Origin of the sequence: Ideonella alba (assembly GCF_018069845.1) — a bacterium.
Lineage (GTDB): Bacteria > Pseudomonadota > Gammaproteobacteria > Burkholderiales > Burkholderiaceae_C > Ideonella > Ideonella alba.
The window spans coordinates 41,541-59,967 of record NZ_JAGQDD010000026.1; the positions used below are offsets into that span (position 1 = coordinate 41,541).

Annotated in this window: 17 protein-coding genes; 11 read left to right on the forward strand and 6 right to left on the reverse strand. The window is 71.7% G+C overall.

Annotated features, from left to right (window positions below; genetic code table 11):
- Window positions 1-23: 23 nt before the first annotated feature.
- Genes KAK03_RS22820 through KAK03_RS22835 form a run of 4 tightly spaced genes read right to left on the reverse strand, consistent with a single transcriptional unit; the run spans window position 24 to window position 4,242 of the window.
- Complete coding sequence (locus KAK03_RS22820; RefSeq protein ID WP_210856980.1) at window positions 24-1,166, reverse strand: ABC transporter ATP-binding protein; 1,143 nt, start codon at window positions 1,164-1,166, stop codon at window positions 24-26.
- 11 nt (window positions 1,167-1,177) lie between these two features.
- Window positions 1,178-2,065: a carbohydrate ABC transporter permease gene (locus tag KAK03_RS22825; protein ID WP_210856981.1), complete on the reverse strand. Its 888-nt coding sequence runs from the start codon at window positions 2,063-2,065 to the stop codon at window positions 1,178-1,180.
- Window positions 2,055-2,987, reverse strand: a complete 933-nt coding sequence (locus KAK03_RS22830) for a carbohydrate ABC transporter permease (RefSeq protein WP_210856982.1) — start codon at window positions 2,985-2,987, stop codon at window positions 2,055-2,057. The genes KAK03_RS22825 and KAK03_RS22830 overlap by 11 nt, the downstream gene beginning before the upstream one ends.
- A 16-nt stretch (window positions 2,988-3,003) precedes the next feature.
- Window positions 3,004-4,242, reverse strand: coding sequence for an ABC transporter substrate-binding protein (locus KAK03_RS22835; protein ID WP_247661360.1), 1,239 nt, complete (start codon window positions 4,240-4,242; stop codon window positions 3,004-3,006).
- 315 nt (window positions 4,243-4,557) lie between these two features.
- Between KAK03_RS22835 and KAK03_RS22840 the strand changes: the two genes are divergently transcribed.
- The 6 genes from KAK03_RS22840 to KAK03_RS22865 all read left to right on the forward strand — a co-directional run bounded on the left by KAK03_RS22840 (window position 4,558) and on the right by KAK03_RS22865 (window position 10,663).
- Complete coding sequence (locus KAK03_RS22840; RefSeq protein WP_210856984.1) at window positions 4,558-4,908, forward strand: iron chaperone; 351 nt, start codon at window positions 4,558-4,560, stop codon at window positions 4,906-4,908.
- A gap of 10 nt (window positions 4,909-4,918) precedes the next feature.
- Window positions 4,919-5,545 carry a LysE family translocator gene (locus tag KAK03_RS22845; protein WP_210856985.1) on the forward strand — a complete coding sequence of 209 codons (627 nt, stop codon included), beginning with the start codon at window positions 4,919-4,921 and terminating at the stop codon, window positions 5,543-5,545.
- A gap of 49 nt (window positions 5,546-5,594) precedes the next feature.
- The gene (locus tag KAK03_RS22850; RefSeq protein ID WP_210856986.1) at window positions 5,595-6,596 is read left to right on the forward strand and encodes an XdhC family protein; all 1,002 of its coding nucleotides are present in this window, start codon (window positions 5,595-5,597) and stop codon (window positions 6,594-6,596) included.
- A gap of 169 nt (window positions 6,597-6,765) precedes the next feature.
- The gene (locus tag KAK03_RS22855) at window positions 6,766-8,874 is read left to right on the forward strand and encodes a TonB-dependent receptor family protein (RefSeq protein ID WP_210856987.1); all 2,109 of its coding nucleotides are present in this window, start codon (window positions 6,766-6,768) and stop codon (window positions 8,872-8,874) included.
- A gap of 2 nt (window positions 8,875-8,876) precedes the next feature.
- Window positions 8,877-9,671, forward strand: coding sequence for a quinoprotein dehydrogenase-associated SoxYZ-like carrier (locus KAK03_RS22860; protein ID WP_210856988.1), 795 nt, complete (start codon window positions 8,877-8,879; stop codon window positions 9,669-9,671).
- Entirely contained in the window at window positions 9,668-10,663 is a 996-nt protein-coding gene (locus KAK03_RS22865; RefSeq protein ID WP_310738714.1) for a quinoprotein relay system zinc metallohydrolase 1, read from the forward strand. The genes KAK03_RS22860 and KAK03_RS22865 overlap by 4 nt, the downstream gene beginning before the upstream one ends.
- A 6-nt stretch (window positions 10,664-10,669) precedes the next feature.
- On the opposite strand, the gene KAK03_RS22870 is transcribed toward KAK03_RS22865, so the two are convergent.
- Window positions 10,670-11,803 (reverse strand): substrate-binding domain-containing protein, encoded by a 1,134-nt coding sequence (locus KAK03_RS22870; protein ID WP_210856989.1) that lies wholly within the window; start codon window positions 11,801-11,803, stop codon window positions 10,670-10,672.
- An 81-nt stretch (window positions 11,804-11,884) separates the two neighbouring features.
- On the opposite strand from KAK03_RS22870, the gene KAK03_RS22875 reads away from it, so the two are divergent.
- From KAK03_RS22875 to KAK03_RS22895, 5 genes are all read left to right on the forward strand, one after another.
- Window positions 11,885-13,276, forward strand: a complete 1,392-nt coding sequence (locus KAK03_RS22875; protein WP_210856990.1) for an AAA family ATPase — start codon at window positions 11,885-11,887, stop codon at window positions 13,274-13,276.
- Window positions 13,273-14,796: a VWA domain-containing protein gene (locus KAK03_RS22880; RefSeq protein ID WP_210856991.1), complete on the forward strand. Its 1,524-nt coding sequence runs from the start codon at window positions 13,273-13,275 to the stop codon at window positions 14,794-14,796. Before KAK03_RS22875 ends, KAK03_RS22880 begins: the two co-directional genes overlap by 4 nt.
- A 136-nt stretch (window positions 14,797-14,932) precedes the next feature.
- On the forward strand, window positions 14,933-16,684 hold the full coding sequence (locus KAK03_RS22885; protein ID WP_210856992.1) for a PQQ-dependent dehydrogenase, methanol/ethanol family: 1,752 nt from the start codon (window positions 14,933-14,935) through the stop codon (window positions 16,682-16,684).
- Window positions 16,681-17,514: a quinoprotein dehydrogenase-associated putative ABC transporter substrate-binding protein gene (locus KAK03_RS22890; RefSeq protein ID WP_247661361.1), complete on the forward strand. Its 834-nt coding sequence runs from the start codon at window positions 16,681-16,683 to the stop codon at window positions 17,512-17,514. The genes KAK03_RS22885 and KAK03_RS22890 overlap by 4 nt, the downstream gene beginning before the upstream one ends.
- Before the next feature lie 2 nt (window positions 17,515-17,516).
- Complete coding sequence (locus tag KAK03_RS22895) at window positions 17,517-17,918, forward strand: c-type cytochrome (RefSeq protein WP_210856993.1); 402 nt, start codon at window positions 17,517-17,519, stop codon at window positions 17,916-17,918.
- A 22-nt stretch (window positions 17,919-17,940) separates the two neighbouring features.
- On the opposite strand, the gene KAK03_RS22900 is transcribed toward KAK03_RS22895, so the two are convergent.
- Complete coding sequence (locus tag KAK03_RS22900; RefSeq protein WP_210856994.1) at window positions 17,941-18,246, reverse strand: hypothetical protein; 306 nt, start codon at window positions 18,244-18,246, stop codon at window positions 17,941-17,943.
- Between the last annotated feature and the right edge of the window lie 181 nt (window positions 18,247-18,427).

Below are 18,427 nucleotides of genomic sequence, written 5' to 3' on the forward strand. Positions count from 1 at the left end.
CGCCTGGCGGCATGCGCGCGGCGTCATGCGGCCCCCGTGGCGCGGGCGCGGCCGCTGGAGACCAGGTTGCCGGGCTGCAAGCGTGTCAGCGCCTGGCCGCGCTCGTCGAAGACGTGGAAGGCGGCCGGGTCAGCGGAGAAATGCAGCGGCGCGTCGGCATCGACCGGGCGGTCGCCCTCGCCACGGATCACCAGCTCGCTGCCATCGGCCAGGGCCAGGTAGATGTGGTTGGATTCGCCCAGGTGCTCGACCGCCTGCACGCGGCCGCTGAAGCGCTCGCTGGCGCTGTGGCCGGCGCGGGCGTGTTCGGCGCGCAGGCCCAGCGTCACCGCGCTGCCGACGGCCACGCCCCGGCCATCGACTGCCGCCCGTACCTGGGCGCCATCGCCCAGGCTCAGCACCACACCGTCGGCGGCGGCCGCCAGCACGCGGGCGGGCAGCAGGTTCATCTTCGGCGAGCCGATGAAGCCGGCGACGAACAGGTTGGCCGGCTGCTGGTAGAGCTGCAGCGGCGTGCCGGCCTGCTGGATGTGGCCCTCGTGCATCACCACGATGCGGTCGCCCAGGGTCATCGCCTCGACCTGGTCGTGGGTGACGTAGACGATGGTGGCGTCGAGCTGACGGTGCAGCTTGGCGATCTCCAGCCGGGTCTGCACGCGCAGCGCGGCGTCCAGGTTGGACAGCGGCTCGTCGAACAGGAAAAGCTGCGGCTCGCGCACGATCGCGCGGCCGATGGCCACGCGCTGGCGCTGGCCGCCGGACAGTTCCCGCGGCAGCCGCTCCAGCAGGTGCTCGATCTTCAGAATGGCGGCGGCGCGGCGGATGCGCGCATCGATCTCGGCCTTGTCCTGGCCGGCGATCTTCAGGCCGAAGGCCATGTTCTTCCACACCGTCATGTGCGGGTAGAGCGCATAGCTCTGGAAGACCATGGCGATGCCGCGCTGCGCGGGAGGCAGGTCATTGACGACGCGGTCGCCGATCTCTAGCGTGCCCTCGGTGATCGGCTCCAGCCCGCACAGCAGGCGCAGCAGCGTGGACTTGCCGCAGCCCGAGGGGCCCAGCAGCACGACGAACTCGCCGTGGGCGATGTCCAGGTCGATGCCGGCCAGCACATCGGTGCGGCCGTCGTAGGATTTGCGCAGGCGGGAGAGGCGGACGCGGGCCATGGGCGGGAACTCTATTTGACGGCGCCTGAGGTCAGGCCGCGGATGAGCTGGCGCGAGAACAGCGCATACAGCACGAGGATGGGCAGCACCGCCAGCGTCAGCGAGGCCAGCACCGCATTCCAGTCGGTGACGTACTGGCCGATGAACTGCTGCACGCCCAGCGTGACGGTGCGGGTGGGCTCGGACGGCGCCAGGATCAGCGGGAACCACAGGTCGTTCCAGGCCGGGATCATCGTGAACACCGCCACCGTGGCCACGGCGGGACGGATCAGCGGCAGCACCACCTGGAAGAAGATGCGCAGCTCGCCCACGCCATCGCAGCGCGCCGCGTCCTTGAGTTCGCCCGGCACCTGCTGGATGAACTCGGACAGGATCAGCACCGCCAGCGGCAGGCCCTGGGCGGTGTAGACCAGCACCAGCACCGTCAGCGTGTTGACCAGGTCCAGCCGGACCGCCAGCTCCAGGATGGACACCGTGCCCAGGCGGATCGGGATCATGATGCCGAAGGCCATGAACAGCCCCAGCAGGCGCCGGCCGCGGAAGTCGTACTCGGTCAGTGCCCAGGCCGCCATGGCGCCGAACAGCAGGATCAGCACCAGCGAGCCCAGCGTCACCACCAGGCTGTTGCCAAAGTAGTGGGCGAAGTGGGTGGCGGCCAGCACCTTGTTGAAGCCGACCAGCGAGAGGCTGGCGGCGTCGGGCAGCGACAGCGGGTCGTCGAAGATCGCGGCGCGCGATTTCACCGCGTTGATCAGCACTAGCGCGATCGGGAACAGCGCCACCAGCGTGTACGCCAGCAGCAGCGCGTGCACGCCGGCGCGGCCCAGGCCGGGGCCCACACCCAGCGGCTGCGGCCGGTTCAGCAGCGGTGGCTTGCGCGACGCCGGGCTAGAGGGCATGGCGCACCAGCCGGCGCTGCACCAGCGCGAAATACAGGCCCACCCCGCCCAGGATTACCAGGAACATCAGCGTGGCCACCGCCGCGCCCATCTGCGGGCTGCCGATCTGCGCCTGGTAGCCGAAGAAGGTGCGGTAGAACAGTGTGCCCAGCAGGTCGGTGGAGAAGTTCGGCCCGGCCAGCGCGCCCTTGACCGAGTAGATCAGGTCGAAGGCGTTGAAGTTGCCGACGAAGGTCAGGATCGTGACCAGGCCCAGCGTCGGGTAGACCAGCGGCAGGCGGATCGCCCAGAAGATGCGCCAGGCGCTGGCGCCCTCGACATGGGCCGCTTCGATGATGTCCTCAGGCACGGCGATCAGCGCCGCGTAGATCAGCATCATCGGCATGCCCACGTACTGCCACACCGAGATCAGCGCCAGCGTCGTCAGCGCGGTCTCCTCCTGGCCCAGCCAGGGCTGGAAATGCTCGGCCAGGCCCACCCAGCCGAGCATGCGCTCGCCCAGGCCCCACAGCGGCGACAGCATCAGCTGCCAGACGAAGCCGATGATCACCACCGACAGCAGCGTGGGCAGGAAGATCAGCGTGCGGTAGGCGGCGGCCCCTTGCAGGCCACGCAGGCTCAGCAGCGCGGCCAGGCCCAGCGCGATCGGGTTCTGCACCAGCATGTGGATCACGAAGAAGCGCAGGTTGTTGCCCATTGCGTTCCAGAACGCGGCCGACCAGTCGGGGTCGGTCAGCAGCGTGTGGAAGTTGGCCAGGCCGGCGAAGCGGGCCGCGCCGCTGTCGTCGGCGACGAACAGGCCCAGGCGCAGGGTGTCGAGCAGCGGCAGGGCACTGAAGGCGGCGTAGACCCCCACCGCCGGCAGCAGGAACACGGCCAGCACCCAGCGCGGGACCGGCGGCGAGGGGCGCAGGCGACTCATGCGCGGCCAGGCAGCGTCACTGCGCCGGCTTGTGCCACTTGGCCAGCCCGGCCTGCAGGCGCGCGGCGGCGTCCTTGGGCGCGAGCTTGCCGTTGAGCACCTGCGCGCCAACGTTCCAGAGTTCGTTCTCCAGCGGCGGCGTGCCGCGGTTGAGCACCTGGCTGTTCAGGCGGATGGTGGAGCCGCACTGGGTGCGCCAGTCCATCATCTGCTTGGCCACCGGGTCGCGCACCGCGATCAGGTGGTTGGACAGCGAGAAGAAGCCGGTGACCTTGTTGGTGTACAGATCGGCAAACTCCTGCGAGCCCAGCCAGGTGATGAACTTCTGCGCGTCCTCCTTGTTTTTCGACTTGCGGTTGATGCCCATGCCGATGTCGGTGTGGTCGGAGATGAAGCACTTGTCCCCGGCCTTGCGCACCGGCGGCGGGAAGGCGCCGAACTCCACGCCCTGCTGATTGAAGTAGGCGATGTCCCAGGAGCCCGCCGGGTACACCGCGGCGCGGCCCAGCGCGAAGAGGTTCTGGCTGTCGCCATACGTCTGCGCGCTGGCGCCTTTGGGCAGGTAGGGGCCCAGTCGGGCCATCAGGTCGAACACGCCTTCAAACGCCGGGTCGGTGAACCTGGCCTGCCCGGCGATCAGGGCCTTGCGGCCGGCCTCGCCCTGCCAGTAGTTGGGGCCCAGGTTGGTGAAGACGATCTGGTTGGCCTCCCACTGGTCAGCGGTGCCCAGCGCCAGCGGGGCGATGCCGCCGGCCTTCTTGACGGTGTCGAGCAGCGCGAACAACTCGGCCTCGGTCCTGGGCGGCTGCAGCGAGAGCTTGCGGAAGATGGCCTTGTTGTAGAAGAAGCCGTGGATCACCGAGGCCATCGGCATGCAGTAGCTGTCCTTGCCGTCATCGGTCTGCCAGGCCACCTTGGCGCTGGCGGGGAAGTTCTCCATGCCGGGGCGGCCGTCGAGCTTTTCCAGGTGGCCCTTCTTGTACAGCGCCAGCGACACGTCAAACGGCCGGCAGGCGATCAGGTCGCCGGCGGTGCCGCCGGTCAGCCGGGCCGACAGGCTGGAGTCGTATTCGGTGGGCGCGGTGGGGGCGAACTTCACCTCCACGCCCGGGTGCTTGCGCTGGAAGGCGGGGATCAGCGTGCTTTCCCACAGCGCCTTGTCGTCGACGCGCCAGCTCTCGATCGTCAGCGTGCCGGCCTGGGCCGGGGCGAGCAGGGTGGCCGCCAGCAGGGTGGCCAGGAGGGGCGTGCGCATCAACAGGGTCTCCATCGGTCGAACGCGTGGCAACCGCGTCTTCGGTGGCGCAGGCTAGCATCGCCCGGCCGCACCGGCATGGGCAGCCACCCGGGGCCGCGGAGGGGCCGGTGGGCTGGCGCTTACGCTTCTTAACGCAGGCCCGGGTCTGACCCGGGCCCGGCCGGGCAGCGGGCGTCGGACCGCGCCTCAGGGCTTACAAAAAATAGCCATCGGCGCGGCACCTGCGCGTTGCGCCGGCCCGACACGGCGCTGCGGCGTCGATCGGCGCCGGCCTGCTTCGTCGTGCACCATGGACCCGGGAGGCAGACCGTGATGGACGAAGGCGCAGCGGCCGTGCAGGCCTGGATCGATGACTGGCCCGATGCGGCGGTGCGCCAGCGCCTGCGCGACATCCGCGCCCTGCTGCAGCGCTGCGTGCCCGATGGCGAGGAGCGGCTGAGCTACCGCATGCCGACGATGTTTCGCGGCGGCGTGGTGCTGCACTACGCGGCCTTCCAGCAGCACATCGGCCTGTTCCCGCCGGTGCGTGACGCGGCGCTGCGCGCGCGGCTGGCGCCCTGGGCGGGCCCGAAGGGCAATCTGCAGTTCCGCCATGACCAGCCGCTGCCGATGGACCTGATCGAGGCGGTGGTGGCGGCGCGGCTGGCCGGGTTGAGCCGCTAGCATCGGGCTCATGCTGAGCTCTCTGGCCACCATCGCCGTGTTGCACTGGGCTGTGCTGCTCGTGCCGGGTTTCAACTTCGTGCTGCTGGGCCAACTGGCCGCCAGTGGCCAGCGCGACCGCGCCTTCGCCGCGGTGGCCGGCATGACGGCGGGCACGCTGAGCTGGGCGCTGCTGGCGGTGCTGGGCGTGGGCGTGGTGTTCGCCGCGCACCCGCTGCTGCGCGACGCGGTGCAGGTGGCGGGCGGGCTGTACCTGCTGCAGCTGGCCTGGCGGCTGTGGGCCTCGGCCGGCTCGCCCACCGCACAGGCCCAGGCCGAGGGGCTGTCGCGCTGGGCAGCGGCCCGTGTGGGCTTCACCACCGCGATGCTGAACCCGAAGATCGCGCTGTTCTACGCCAGCGTGTTCGCCACCGCACTGCCGGCGCAGCCGGCGCTGGCGCTGCAGGCGGCCGCCGTGGCGCTGGTGTTCGGCAACTCGCTGCTGTGGCACGGCGGCCTGGCGCTGGCCTTGTCCCAGCCGGCGGTGCAGCAGGCCTGGCTGAGGCACGCCGGTGTGTTCAACCGGGTGTCGGCGGCGGTGGTGGGCGGCTTTGGCCTGCGGCTGCTGTGGAGCAGCTGGCAGGCGTGGCGTGGGTGAGCTTGTCCCGCCGCCTGCAGGAACCTGACGACGGGTCCAGAATCCGGCGATGGACAACGTGGATCTGCAGGTGCTGCGCCAGGTCGTGACCTGGCGCGAGGCTGGACATGCGGTGGTGATGGGCACGATCACCCGCACCTGGGGCTCGGCGCCGCGGCCGGTGGGCTCGGTGGTGGCGGTGCGCGATGACGGCCAGATCGCCGGTTCGGTGTCGGGCGGCTGCATCGAGGACGATCTGATCGCCCGCATGCGCGAGAAGGCCCTGGTGGCCGACGCGCCGCAGGTGGTGCGCTACGGCGTGTCGGGCGACGAGGCCGCGCGCTTCGGCCTGCCCTGTGGCGGCACGCTGGAGCTGGTGCTGGAGCCGCTGGCGGCGCACAGCCTGGTCGAGGACCTGCTGCAGCGCCTGGCCGATGGCCAACGGGTGCGGCGCACGCTGGACATGCGCAGCGGCGCGGTGACGCTGGCCCCGGCCGATGGTGCCGACACCGTGCTGCTGGACGAGTCCACGCTGGTCTCCACCCACGGCCCGCACTGGCGGCTGATGGTCATCGGGGCCGGCCAGATGACGGTCTACCTGGCGCAGATGGCGCAGGCGCTGGACTACCAGGTCACGGTCTGCGATCCGCGCGAGGAATACCTGCCCGAGCTGCCCGGCGTGCAGCGCACCCGCGAGATGCCCGACGACGCGGTGATCGCGATGAAGCCCGACGCCCACACCGCGGTGATCGCGCTGACCCACGACCCCAAGCTGGACGACCTGGCGCTGATGGAGGCGCTCAAGAGCCCCTGCTTCTACGTCGGCGCGATCGGCTCGCGCATCAACCAGGCCAAGCGCAAGCAGCGCCTGGCCGAGCACTTCGGCATGACCGAGGCCGAGCTGGCGCGGCTGCACGGCCCGGTGGGCATCAAGAACGGCGCCCGAACGCCGCCCGAGATCGCGGTGTCCATCCTGGCCGAGCTGACGGCCATCCGCTACGGCTGGGAGATCCCCGAACCCCGCTTCGTGGGCGGCGCGGCGGCCAGCGTCACCGCCGGCTGCGTGGTGTAGTCCCCACACCTGGGGCAAGCCCTGATCCGGGGCGGCGCCACGGCGCGCGCTGGGCAGTGTCACGTCCTGGCGCATCGATCGGGGTTTTCGCGAACTTTGCGGGCGCGCGCCGTCCGGGTCTGATGCGGATCAGATGGCGGCCGGTTCGGCTGCTGCTCAATCGCGCCCCATGATTCGACACCGCTGCTCCCTGCTTCGCCCGATCGCGCTGGCCGTGCTGGCCGCCTGTCTCCCGTCCGTCCAGGCCCAGGACGCCGCCGCCACGCAGGTGGTGGTCAGCGGCAGCGCCGCGCCGCGCGCCGCCGACCTGGTGCCCTTCGCGATCGGCGTGGTCGACCGCGACACGATCAGCGCCGCCGGCCCGGGCATCAACCTCAGCGAGGCCATCGGCCGCGTGCCCGGCATCGTCGTCAACAACCGCAGCAACTACGCCCAGGACCTGCAGATCAGCGCCCGCGGCTTTGGCGCGCGGGCCGGCTTCGGCGTGCGTGGCATCCGCCTGTACACCGACGGCATCCCGGCCAGCGGCCCCGACGGCCAGGGCCAGGTCTCGCAGTTCGACCTGGCCAATGCGCAGCGCATCGAGGTGCTGCGCGGGCCGTTCTCGGCGCTGTATGGCAACAGCTCGGGCGGCGTGATCTCGCTGTTCAGCGCGCCGGTCAAGGGCCCCGAGGCCGACTTCAGCGTCGACGGCGGCAGCGACGGTCTGCGCCAGGTGCGCGCCTCGGTGGGGGCCTTGACACCTGCGGGCATTGGCGTGCGCGCCTCGCTGACGCAGATGACGCTGGACGGCTTCCGGCCGCAAAGCGCCGCCAACCGCACGCTGGGCACGCTGCGCGGTGCCTGGGAAGAGGGCAACGACCGCGTCGTGCTGCAACTCAACCACCTGCGCCAGAACGCGCAGGACGCGCTGGGCCTGAACCGCGCCGACTTCGACGCCGACCCCTACCAGACCGCCCAGGTGGCGATCGACTTCAACACCCGCAAGGAGCTGGCCCAGACCCAGGTGGGCGGCAGCTGGACGCACCGCTTTGATGCCGGCGCGCTGCGCGAGGCCAGCCTGGCGGGCTACAGCGGTCAGCGCAGCGTCACGCAGTGGCAGGCCATCCCGGTGGCGGCGCAGGGCAGCCCGCGCCATGGCGGTGGCGTGGTCGATTTCGACCGCGGCTTCCATGGCGCCGAGGCCCGGCTGCGCTGGGGCTGGGACGCGCTGGACCTGGTGGTCGGTGCGGCGCTGGACAGCCAGCGCGATGACCGCCGCGGCTATGAGAACTTCATCGGCAGCACGCTGGGCGTGACCGGCCGCCTGCGGCGTGACGAGGTGGACCGCGCCGACACCCGCGACGTCTTCGCCCAGGCCGACTGGCAGCTGAACCCCACGCTGGCGCTGAGCGCCGGCCTGCGCCATGGCAAGGTCAGCCTGTCGGCCGACGACGCCTACCTGGCCAACGGCGACGATTCCGGCGAGGTCCGCTACACCTACACCAACCCGGTGCTGGGCCTGCGCTGGCAGGTGGCGCCGGGCTGGCAGCTGCATGCCAGCGTGGCCCGGGGTGTGGAGGCGCCCACGCTGGGCGAGCTGGCCTACCGGCCCGATGGCCAGGGCGGTTTCAACACCGCGCTGAAGGCCCAGACCAGCCGCCAGGCCGAGCTGGGCGCTCGCTGGCGCGCCCAGGCCTGGCAGCTCGATGCCACGCTGTTCCACACCCAGGTCGACGACGAGCTGAGCACCGCCACCAACAGCGGCGGCCGCTCCAGCTTCCAGAACGTGGGCCGCACCCGCCGCCAGGGCGCGGAGCTGTCCGCCGCCTGGCGCCCGGCCAGCGGCTGGCGCGCGGCCACCGCGCTGACCTGGCTGGACGCCACCTACCTGGACGCCTTCAAGACCTGCGCGGGCACGCCCTGCACCGCGCCGACGGCCGATGTGGCGGCCGGCAACCGCGTGGCCGGTGCGCCGCGCAGCACCGGCTTTGCCGAGCTGGCCTGGCGCGATGCGCGCTGGGGCGAATTCGGTCTGGAGGCGCGCGGCTCCGGCAGCGTGGCGGTGAACGACCGCAACACCGACTTTGCCGGCGGCTACGGGGTGCTGGCGCTGCGCTGGCGCAAGGCCTACACGCTGCCCGACGGCACCCGCGCCGAGCTGCTGGCGCGCATCGACAACCTGGCCGACCGCGCCTATGCCGGCAGCGTGATCGTCAACGACGGCAACGGCCGCTTCTTCGAGCCAGGCGCGCCGCGCAGCGTGCTGCTGGGCCTGCGCCTGGGGCTGGGGCGCTGACGATGCTGGCGCGACGCGACTGCCTGCGCTGGCTCGGGGCGGCCGCCGCGCTGACCGGCGGCCTGGGCGCGCGCGCCGATGAGTTCGAGGGCGACCCCTACCGCTCGCACGTCTGGATCGACATGCGCCGCGAGTACCTGGGTGGCGGCCGGGTGGTCTATGACGAACGGGTGCAGGTGCAGGCCCCGGCCTTCGCCGAAGACCCGATGAACGTGCCGGTGAGCGTGCGCGTCGATCCGGCGCTGGGCCCGATCGAGCAGATCCTGGTGCTGGTCGACCGCAACCCGATCAAGCGGGTGGTGGCCTTCCAGCCGATGCTGGCCTTGCCCAGCCTGTCGCTGCGCTTCAAGCTGGAGCAGGCCTCGCCGATCCGCGCCGCCGCGCGCACCGCCGATGGCGTGTGGCACGTCGGCGGCACCGAGATCGACTCGGCCGGCGGCGGTTGCACGGTCAGCGGTGACAGCCGCAAGGACGGCAGCTGGTCGCGCACCCTGGGTGAGCTCAGCGGCCGCGTCTTTGCGCTGCAGAGCGAAGGCCCCTCCAGCCCGGCGGCGCGCTTGCGCCTGCGTGTGATGCACCCGATGGACACCGGCCTGGTGGGCGGCGTGCCGGCCTTCTTCGTCAACCGCCTGTCGGTGCAGGACGGGCAGGGGCGCGAGCTGGCCCGGCTGCAGGCCTTCGAGCCGGTCAGCGAGAACCCGGTGTTCAGCCTGGATTTCCGCAGCCCGCCGGAGGGCGGCGTGCGCATCGTCGGGGCTGACAACAACGGCAACCGCATCGACGGGCGACTGCCGTGAGGTGGCCGCAGATCAGCACGCCCCTGGGGGCGTTGGGGCTGGCCCTGGTGCTGGTGCTGCTGGCCGCGTTGCCTTCGTGGGTGCAGGCCGCGCCGGATCCGGTCACCCAGGACTACCGCCTGCAGGCACGCGCGCTGGCCCCTGGCGTGTGGGTGGTCGAAGGCGCGAACGACGACTTCAGCGTGGCCAATGGCTGCAACATCATCAACACTGGCTTCATCGCCACCGGTGCAGGGGTGGTGGTCATCAACACCGGCCCGAGCCGGCGGTATGGCGAGCAGTTGCGCGCCCTGATCGCCCGCACCACGCCCGAGCCGGTGGTGCAGGTGCTGCAGCTGAACCTGCACCCCGACTACTTCCTGGGCGACCAGGCCTTTGCCGACGTGCCACGGCGCGCCACCGCCACCACGCGGGCGGGCGTGGCGCGCGAAGCGGCCGCCTACGAAACCAACCTCTACCGCCTGTGCGGCGACTGGATGAAGGGCACCGAGACCCTGGCGCCCGACACCGACCTGGTGGTGCCGCCCGAGGGCCTGCGCTGGCGCATCGGCTCGCGCGAGCTGGAATTGCGCGAGTGGCGCGGCCACACCGACTCTGACCTGGTGCTGTTCGACCGCGCCAGCGGCGTGGCCTTCGTCGGCGGCCTGGTCTTCGCCGACCGCATTCCCACCACGCCGCATGCCCGCATCCCCGACTGGCTGGCCAGCCTGGACGCGCTGCAGACCCAGGGCCTGCGCACCGTGGTGCCCAGCCATGGACCGGTGCACGAGGGCACGCGCGGCCTGGCGCAGACGCGGCGCTACCTGCAGTGGCTGGATGGCCATTTCCGCCGCGCCGCGCAGCAGGGCTGGGAGATGAACGACCTGCTGCGCGCGCCCGTGCCCGAAGAGTTCCGCGCCTGGGCTGCGTTCCGCACCGAGTACGTGCGCAACGTGGCCCACCTGTATCCGCGCTACGAGCGCGAGGCGCTGGCCGCCGCGGCCCGGCCCTGATCAGGCCTACTCGGCAGCGTGGCGGGCCTCGTGCGCTTCCTTGCGGGTGCGGAAATGCCACCAGGGCAGGGCCCGGGTCAGCGACAGCACCTCGCCCGGCGTGTTCAGCGCATAGCCGGGCAGCGCCGAGACGGCCTGGTGCATCGGTGCGCCGGCCAGGGCCTCGCACAGCTGCTGCACCGCCGGGTGCTGCAGCGCGTCCTTCAGGCAGACCAGGAAGTAGTCCTCCTCGACCAGCGGCACCAGGTCCAGGCCGAACTGCTCGGCCGCCGCGGCAATGCCCACGCCGGCATCGCCCAGGCCGCTGGCGATGGCCGCGGCCACGGCCAGGTGGCTGTCCTCCACCACCTCGTGGTAGCGCGGCACGAAGCTGCTGGACAGGCCTTGCTGGGCCAGCAGGTGATCGGTCAGCAGCCGGGTGCCCGAGCCTTCCTGGCGGTTGATGAAGCGCACCGAGCCGCTGGCCAGGTCCGCCAGGCCGCGCAGGCGCAGCGGGTTGCCGCGCGCCACCATCAGGCCCTGGGTGCGCCGGGTGCAGCCGATCAACTTGTGCACGCCGGGCTTGAGCAGCGGCTTGAGCGCCTCGGCGAACAGGTTGCGCGCGTCCTCCAGCGGCGGGACATGGAAGCCCGCCACGGTGCAGCGGCCTTCGGACAGCGCGCGCAGCGCGTCCATGCTGCCGGCAAAGCGCAGGTCGATGTGCAGGCGGTGGTGCTCGGCGGCGCACTCGCGCAGTGCCGGCAGCGCCAGGTCATGGCTGGCGTAGATGGTGAGCACCTGGTGGCTGCCGTCCAGCGCCTCGGCCAGCACGCGCTCCAGCTCGGAGCGCAGCGCCTCGATGTGCGGCGTCATGCGGGTGCGGGCGCGCGCCTCGGCCCACAGCAGCCGCTCGGCAAAGGGCGTCAGCCGCGCCGGCTGGCCCTTGGCCCACAGCACCAGCGGCTCGCCGATCACCAGCTCCCACTGCTTGAGCGCGCCCCAGACGTGGCGGTAGGAGGCGCCGGTGGCGGTGGCCGCGTGCTGGATCGAGCCGTGCTGGCGCAGCGCCGAGAGCAGGTCGAACAGCGGGTTCTGGATGTCCGCGCCGCGCTGGCCGTCCGACTGGAAGCTGTACTGGAGATGGACGCCGCGGGATTTCATGAGGAGGTTCCAAGGTGAACGATAACCGATGCCCCGGCGCGGCGCCTTGCCGCCCCCTTCACGCCCACCGACAATCCCGCCATGTCCCTGCCCACCCCTGAACGCCTGCAGGCCTGGCTGTCGGCCCTGGAGAGCGGCCTGCTGGAGCGCAGCCTGGCCGTGCGCGCCGCGCTGCTGGCGGCACTGGCCGGCGAGCATGTGCTGCTGCTGGGGCCGCCCGGCACTGCCAAGAGCGAGCTGGCGCGCCGCCTGCACCGGGCCTTTGGCGGCGCCCGCTACTTCGAGCGCCTGCTGACGCGCTTCTCCACGCCCGAAGAGCTGTTCGGCCCGCTGTCGCTGAAGGCGCTGGAGGACGACCGCTACGAGCGCCTGGTCGATGGCTTCCTGCCCACCGCGGGCGTGGCCTTCCTGGACGAGGTGTTCAAGGCCAACTCGGCCATCCTCAACGCGCTGCTGACCCTGCTCAACGAGCGCGAGTTCGACAACGGCAGCGGCCGCCAGCGCACGCCGCTGCTCAGCGTCGTCGCGGCCAGCAACGAAGGCCCGGCCGACGAGGCACTGCGCGCCTTCCACGACCGCTTCCTGCTGCGCGTGCCGGTGACGCCGGTGGGGGACGATCACTTCGCTGCATTGCTGCGCCTGAACGGCGCCGAGCCGCTCTGGCCGGTGCCGATCAGCCCCGACGAGCGGGCCGCGGTGAGCGCGGCCGCCACCCAGGTGTCGCTGGGCGACGAGGCGGTGCAGGCGCTGGCCGCGCTGCGCGCCTGGCTGGCGGCGCAGGGCCGCTCGCTGAGCGACCGCCGCTGGCGCCAGTGGGTGGGCCTGCTGCGGGTGGCCGCGGCCACCGAGGGCCGCAGCCAGATCGACGGCCTGGACCTGTGGACCGCGCCGCTGGTGGCTGCCGACGAGCCGGCGCAGGCCGCCGCACTGGCGCAGTGGTTCCAGGCCGAGTGGCTGCAGGCGGTGCCGCAGGAGGCGCCCTGGCTGACCCGGGCGGTCGAGGCTTTCGAGCGTCAGCTGGACCTGGAGATGAGCGCGCGCCAGGACGCCGAGGCCGATGACGCCGCGGGCAAGCTGGCGCTGGCGCGCCAGATCGGGATGGGGCAGGGCGATGACGGGGACGGCATGCTGCGCATGGTGTCGCAGCAGCTTGAGGCCCAGCTGCGCCGGCGCTACAGCCCGGTGCACGTGGCGGCACGCGTGGCCCAGGCCGACGAATTGCTGGCCCAGTTGCAGGCTCAGCGCGCTGCGGCCGCCGCCACCGCTGACGCGCTGGCCGCGCGCCTGCGCGGCCGCCTGTGGTGGCCACCTGCGCTGGCGCAGCAGGTGGTGGACGCCCACCGCCACACCGAGGCCGTGCTGGCCGCGCTGGTGGCCCGGCTGACGCCGGTGCGCGATGGTTTCGCTACGCTGCCGCTGGACGACACCCTGAACGAGCCGGCGCCGCCGCCGGTGCAATTGGAGCCGGCGTGAATGCGGGCCACAGTGGCGACGTCAGTGGCGACGCCCATGGCCACGGCCCCCTCGACCGGCCCTATGACGCGCTGGCGCCCTTGCCCCGCGGCGTGTGGCTGGGCAGCCTGGTCAATGCCACCGGCGAGCGCGCGGCGCGGCTGCGCGACGCCCAGCGCTGGCTGCAGTCGCTGACTGCTGGCGAACTGCCCCCGGCCGATGCGGATTTCGGCGATGCTGCGGCGGCGGCCGCGCTGCGCCAGGCCGTGGGCGAGCTGAAGCTGCCGGCCATGGGCCGCGGCGTGCCCTCGCTGGCCGAGCAGGTGCTGCGTGCGGTGCTGTGGCACCTGGACCGCATCGCCGACCACCAGCCGCGCCTGACGCGGGACGAGGCCATCGCCGAGGTGGCTGCCGAGTTCAGCGCTGCCTGGCAGTTCGAGACCCAGGGCCTGGAAGAGTCGCTGGCGCTGCTGCAGGGCCTGGGCGACCTGGCGCAGCTGCGCTGGGACGAGCTGCGTGGCCAGCTCAGCGGCCGGCCCTGGCAGGCCGCACGCCGGGCCGCCGAGTGGCTGCAGCAGCTGCCCGAGCTGGCCGCGCTGATCCGTCGACTGGGCCGCGCCGAGCGCAGCGCGCAGCCGCTGCCCCAGGCCGCACCGCCCGAGCCCGGCGACCAGACGCCGGTGCCGCTGCGCCCGGTCGAGACCCGCCTGCCCGATGCGCCGGGCGAACTCACCGGCATCCATTTCACCGGCCGTCCTGAGCGCATGCTGGCCAGCGAGGCGGTGATGCTGCGCCACCCGGTGCTGCGCCGCCTCTGGCGCGCCCGCCATGCCGAATCGCGCCTGCTGGGCTGGGACAGCGAGGCGGTGCTGATGGACTGGCGCCCCGACCCCGCCGGCCGCCCCCAGGCCAGCACGCCGCCACGGCGCGACGAGGCGCTGGAGCGCGGGCCGATCGTGCTGTGCCTGGACACCTCGGGCTCGATGCGCGGCGCCCCCGAGAACGTCGCCAAGGCGGTGGTCATCGCCGCGCTGCGCGCTGCGCACGAGGCCGGGCGCGGCTGCTGCCTGATCGCCTTTGGCGGTCCGGGCGAGCTGGTCGAGCGCGAACTGGGCACTGGCCGGCAGGGCCTGCAGGCGGTGCTGGACCTGATGGGGCAGGGCTTTGACGGCGGCACCGATGTGCAGACGCCGATCGAGCGCGCGATCGAGCGGGTCCATGAAGCACGCTGGCGCAGCGCCGATGTGCTGGTGGTCAGCGACGGTGAGTTCGGCTGCGTGCCGGCCACGCTGGCGCGGCTGGACGAGGCCCGCGCGCGGCTGGGTCTGCGCGTGCAGGGCGTGCTGGTCGGCGACCGCGAGACGCTGGGCCTGCTGGAAGTCTGCGATGACATCCACTGGGTGCGCGACTGGCGCCGCTATGCCGACGCGGCCGAGGGCGGCGACGGCCGCGGCTACTCGCCGGTGCACAGCAAGAGCCTGACGGCGCTGTACTTCCCGAACGCGCTGTCCTCGCGCGCCGCCCGCCACGCCGGACGCTGAACGTCAACCCCCCACGTTCAGGGGGCTGGCTATAAATGTGCATATTGCACATGATCAAGGCTCCAGTCACCGCAACGAGGAGACGCGCATGCGCAGGGTGAACCGATTCCTGGCCGGATTGTCCGGCCTCTTGGCGATGGGCTCAGCCCTCGCCGCTGGCGCCGGCAACGAGTGGACCACGCCCGCCGGCAACCCCCAGGCCATGCGCTACAGCGAGCTGGCGTCCATCCATGCCGGCAACGTCGGCACGCTGGTCGAGGAGTTCAGCGTGGCCACTGGCACCAAGGGCGGCCACCAGGGCCAGCCGCTGGTGGTGGGCAGCACGATGTACATCGTCACGCCCTACCCGAACAAGCTGATCGCGCTGGACCTGAACAACCCGGGCACGGTGAAGTGGACCTTCAGCCCGCGGGTGGACGCCTATTCGCGCGGGGTGGCCTGCTGCGACACCGTCAACCGCGGACCGGCCTACGCGGACGGCAAGATCATCTACAACCTGCTCGACGACAGCACGGTGGCGGTGGACGCCAGCACCGGCCAGCAGGTCTGGCGCGCCCGCCACGGCGACGTCACCACCGGCGAGACGCTGACCGGCGCGCCCATCATCGCCAAGGACAAGGTCATCATCGGCAACGCCGGTGGCGAGCTGGGCATCCGCGGCTGGGTCAAGGCGCTGCGCGTGTCCGACGGCCAGCAGGTCTGGAAGGCCTTCAGCACCGGCCCCGACAGCGAGGTGCTGATCGGCGCCAACACCAAGCCCTGGTATGCCAAGGACCGCGGCGTCGACCTGGGCGTCACCACCTGGCCGGGCACCACCTGGCAGCAGGGCGGCAGCACCTCCTGGGCCTGGTTCAGCTACGACCCGGCGCTGAACCTGGTGTACTACGGCACCGGCAACCCCGGCGTCTGGAACCCCGACATGCGCAAGGGCGACAACAAGTGGGGCTCGTCGATCTTCGCGCGCAATGCCGACACCGGCGAGGCTGCCTGGGTCTACCAGCTCACGCCGCATGACGGCTGGGACTACGACGCGGTCAACGAGAGCATCCTGGTCGACCTGACGATCAAGGGCAAGACCCGCCAGGCGCTGGTGCACTTCAACAAGAACGGCTTCGCCTACACCATGGACCGCGCCACCGGCGAGGTGCTGGTGGCCGAGAAGTTCGCCTACACGACCTGGGCCGAGAAGGTGAACATGAAGACCGGCGCCCCGGCGGTGGTGAAGGCCATGGAGCCGCACCAGGGCGAGATCACCAACGGCATCTGCCCGTCGCCGCTGGGCGGCAAGGACTGGGAGCCCTCGGCCTACTCGCCGCAGACCGGCCTGTTCTATGTGCCGGCGATCAACTTCTGCAATGCGCTGGAGCCGCTGAAGGCCATCTACATCGCCGGCACGCCCTTCATGGGCGCCGACATCGCCTTCCAGCCGGCCCCGGGCGGCTACATGGGCGAGCTGGTGGCCTGGAACGCGGCCACCGGCCAGCGCGCCTGGAACGTGATCGAGACGCTGCCGGTCTACAGCGGCGTCATGGCCACCGCCGGCAACCTGGTCTTCTACGGCACGCTGGACGGCCACTTCAAGGCGCTCAACGCCACCAACGGCCAGGTGGTGTTCGACAAGCAGCTCGAGTGCGGCATCATCGGCAGCCCGATCGCCTACAGCGCGCCGGACGGCACGCAGCGGGTGGCGGTGTACACCGGCATCGGCTGGCTGCCGGGCGGTTTCGCCGGCGGTCCGTGCCCGGCCGGTGGCGGCTTCGGTGTGCAGGGTGGCGACGGCATGCGCTCGCCGCTGGCCGGCGCCATCGCCCAGCTGCCCACGGCGCGCGGCAAGACCACGCCAGCGGCGGCCACCAGCGGCATGCTGCACGTCTTCAAGCTGCCATGAAGCGCCTGCTGATCGGGCTGGGCCTGTCGTGCCTGGCGCTCATCCCGGTGCGTGCGGCCGATGCGCCGCGCGAGCTGGCGGTGTGCGCCGACCCGGCGGCGCTGCCCTACTCCAACCAGCGGCAGGAGGGCTTCGAGAACCGCATCGCCCGGCTGCTGGCCGACGACCTGGGCGCCACGCTGCGCTTCACCTGGAACATGCAGCGGCGCGGCTTTCTGCGCCGCACGCTGAACGCCGGGGAATGCGATGTGGTGATCGGGGTGCCGGCCGGGCTGCAGGGCCTGCTCACCGGGCGACCGTACTACGCATCGAGCTTCGTCTTCGTCACGCGCACCGGCCAGGCCGTGCCGCAGGGCTTTGACGACCCGGTGCTGCGCGGCCAGCGCATTGGCGTGCAGGTGCTGGGGGCCGAGGGCGCGAACACGCCCCCGGTCCAGGCGCTGGCGCAACGCGGCCTGGCGGCGCAGGTGCGCGGCTTCCCGATGTGGGGCCCGGAGGAGGACGAGACGCCCATGGCGCACCTCGTCGACGCCGTGGCCGACGGCAGCATCGACATGGCCCTGGTGTGGGGGCCGTACGCCGGCTTCTTCGCCCAGCGCCATGGCGCGAAGCTGCAGGTCACGCCGGTGCTGTCGGACCCGCGCCAGCCCGATCTGGCCTTCCGCTACCCGATGTCGCTGGGCGTGCGCCGCGGCGACGCCGCACTGCTGCAGACCCTGCAGTCGGTGCTCGACCGACGCGCCGCCGAGGTGCGCCGGATCCTGCAGGAATATGGTGTCCCGCTGGTCGACAGCGGTGACCTCCAAGTGGCTCATCTCGAAGGGAAATGACCATGCAACGCACTCTGATCCTGACCGCGCTGGCGCTGGCCGCCTCGCTGGGCACGGTGTCCTCGTCCCTGGCCGCCGACACCGGCCTGTCGATCAGCTCGTCCACCGCGCCCGTGGCGCAGAAACTGGACGCGGCCGGCGAGGGCCGCCGGCTCTTCCTGAAACTCAACTGCTACGGCTGCCACGGCATGTACGCCACCGGCGGCATGGGGCCCAACATCGTGCATGCCGAGCGCAATGACGTGCACGAGGTGCTGATGCGCGGCGAGGACAAGGGCATGCGGTCCTACCGGGACTACGTGAACGACACCGACATCGCCAACATCACCGCCTACCTGCAGTCGATCGGCACGCCCAACGAGCCGACCTTCAAGGACTGGTGGAAGAAGACGCCGCCGAAGTGACGCGCAGCGGGGCGGCGATGCGTCAGCCGCCGCCCTTCTGCATGAACAGGTCGAAGCGCTTCATGAAGCGCTGGCGGGCCTCGGCGCTGACCCCGTCGAAGCGGTAGCGCACGTGCATCTGCGGCAGCTGGATCAGCGCGATGCGCCGCGGCGGCAGCACCTGCCAGTCGATCTGCAGCGTGCCGCCATCGATCAGTACCCGGGCCTGGGCCTGGCCCAGTTGCACGGCGTGCGGCTGCGCCGCGCCGGGCAGCTGTCCCAGCCATTCGGATTCGGTGCAGCCGTGGTGGCGTTCGAAGGCGTCGGTGTAGGTGGCCGGGTCAAACATGACGCCCTCCCCACGGCCTCGCAGAGCTCGGCCGGTTCGTGAGGCGTTCAGATGTCCGCAGGGACATCTTCTCGTCCACACTCTCCCACGGCCTCGCAGAGCTTGGCCGGTTCGTGAGGCGTTCAGATGTCCGCAGGGACATCTTCTCGTCCACACTCACCCACGGCCTCGCAGAGCTCGG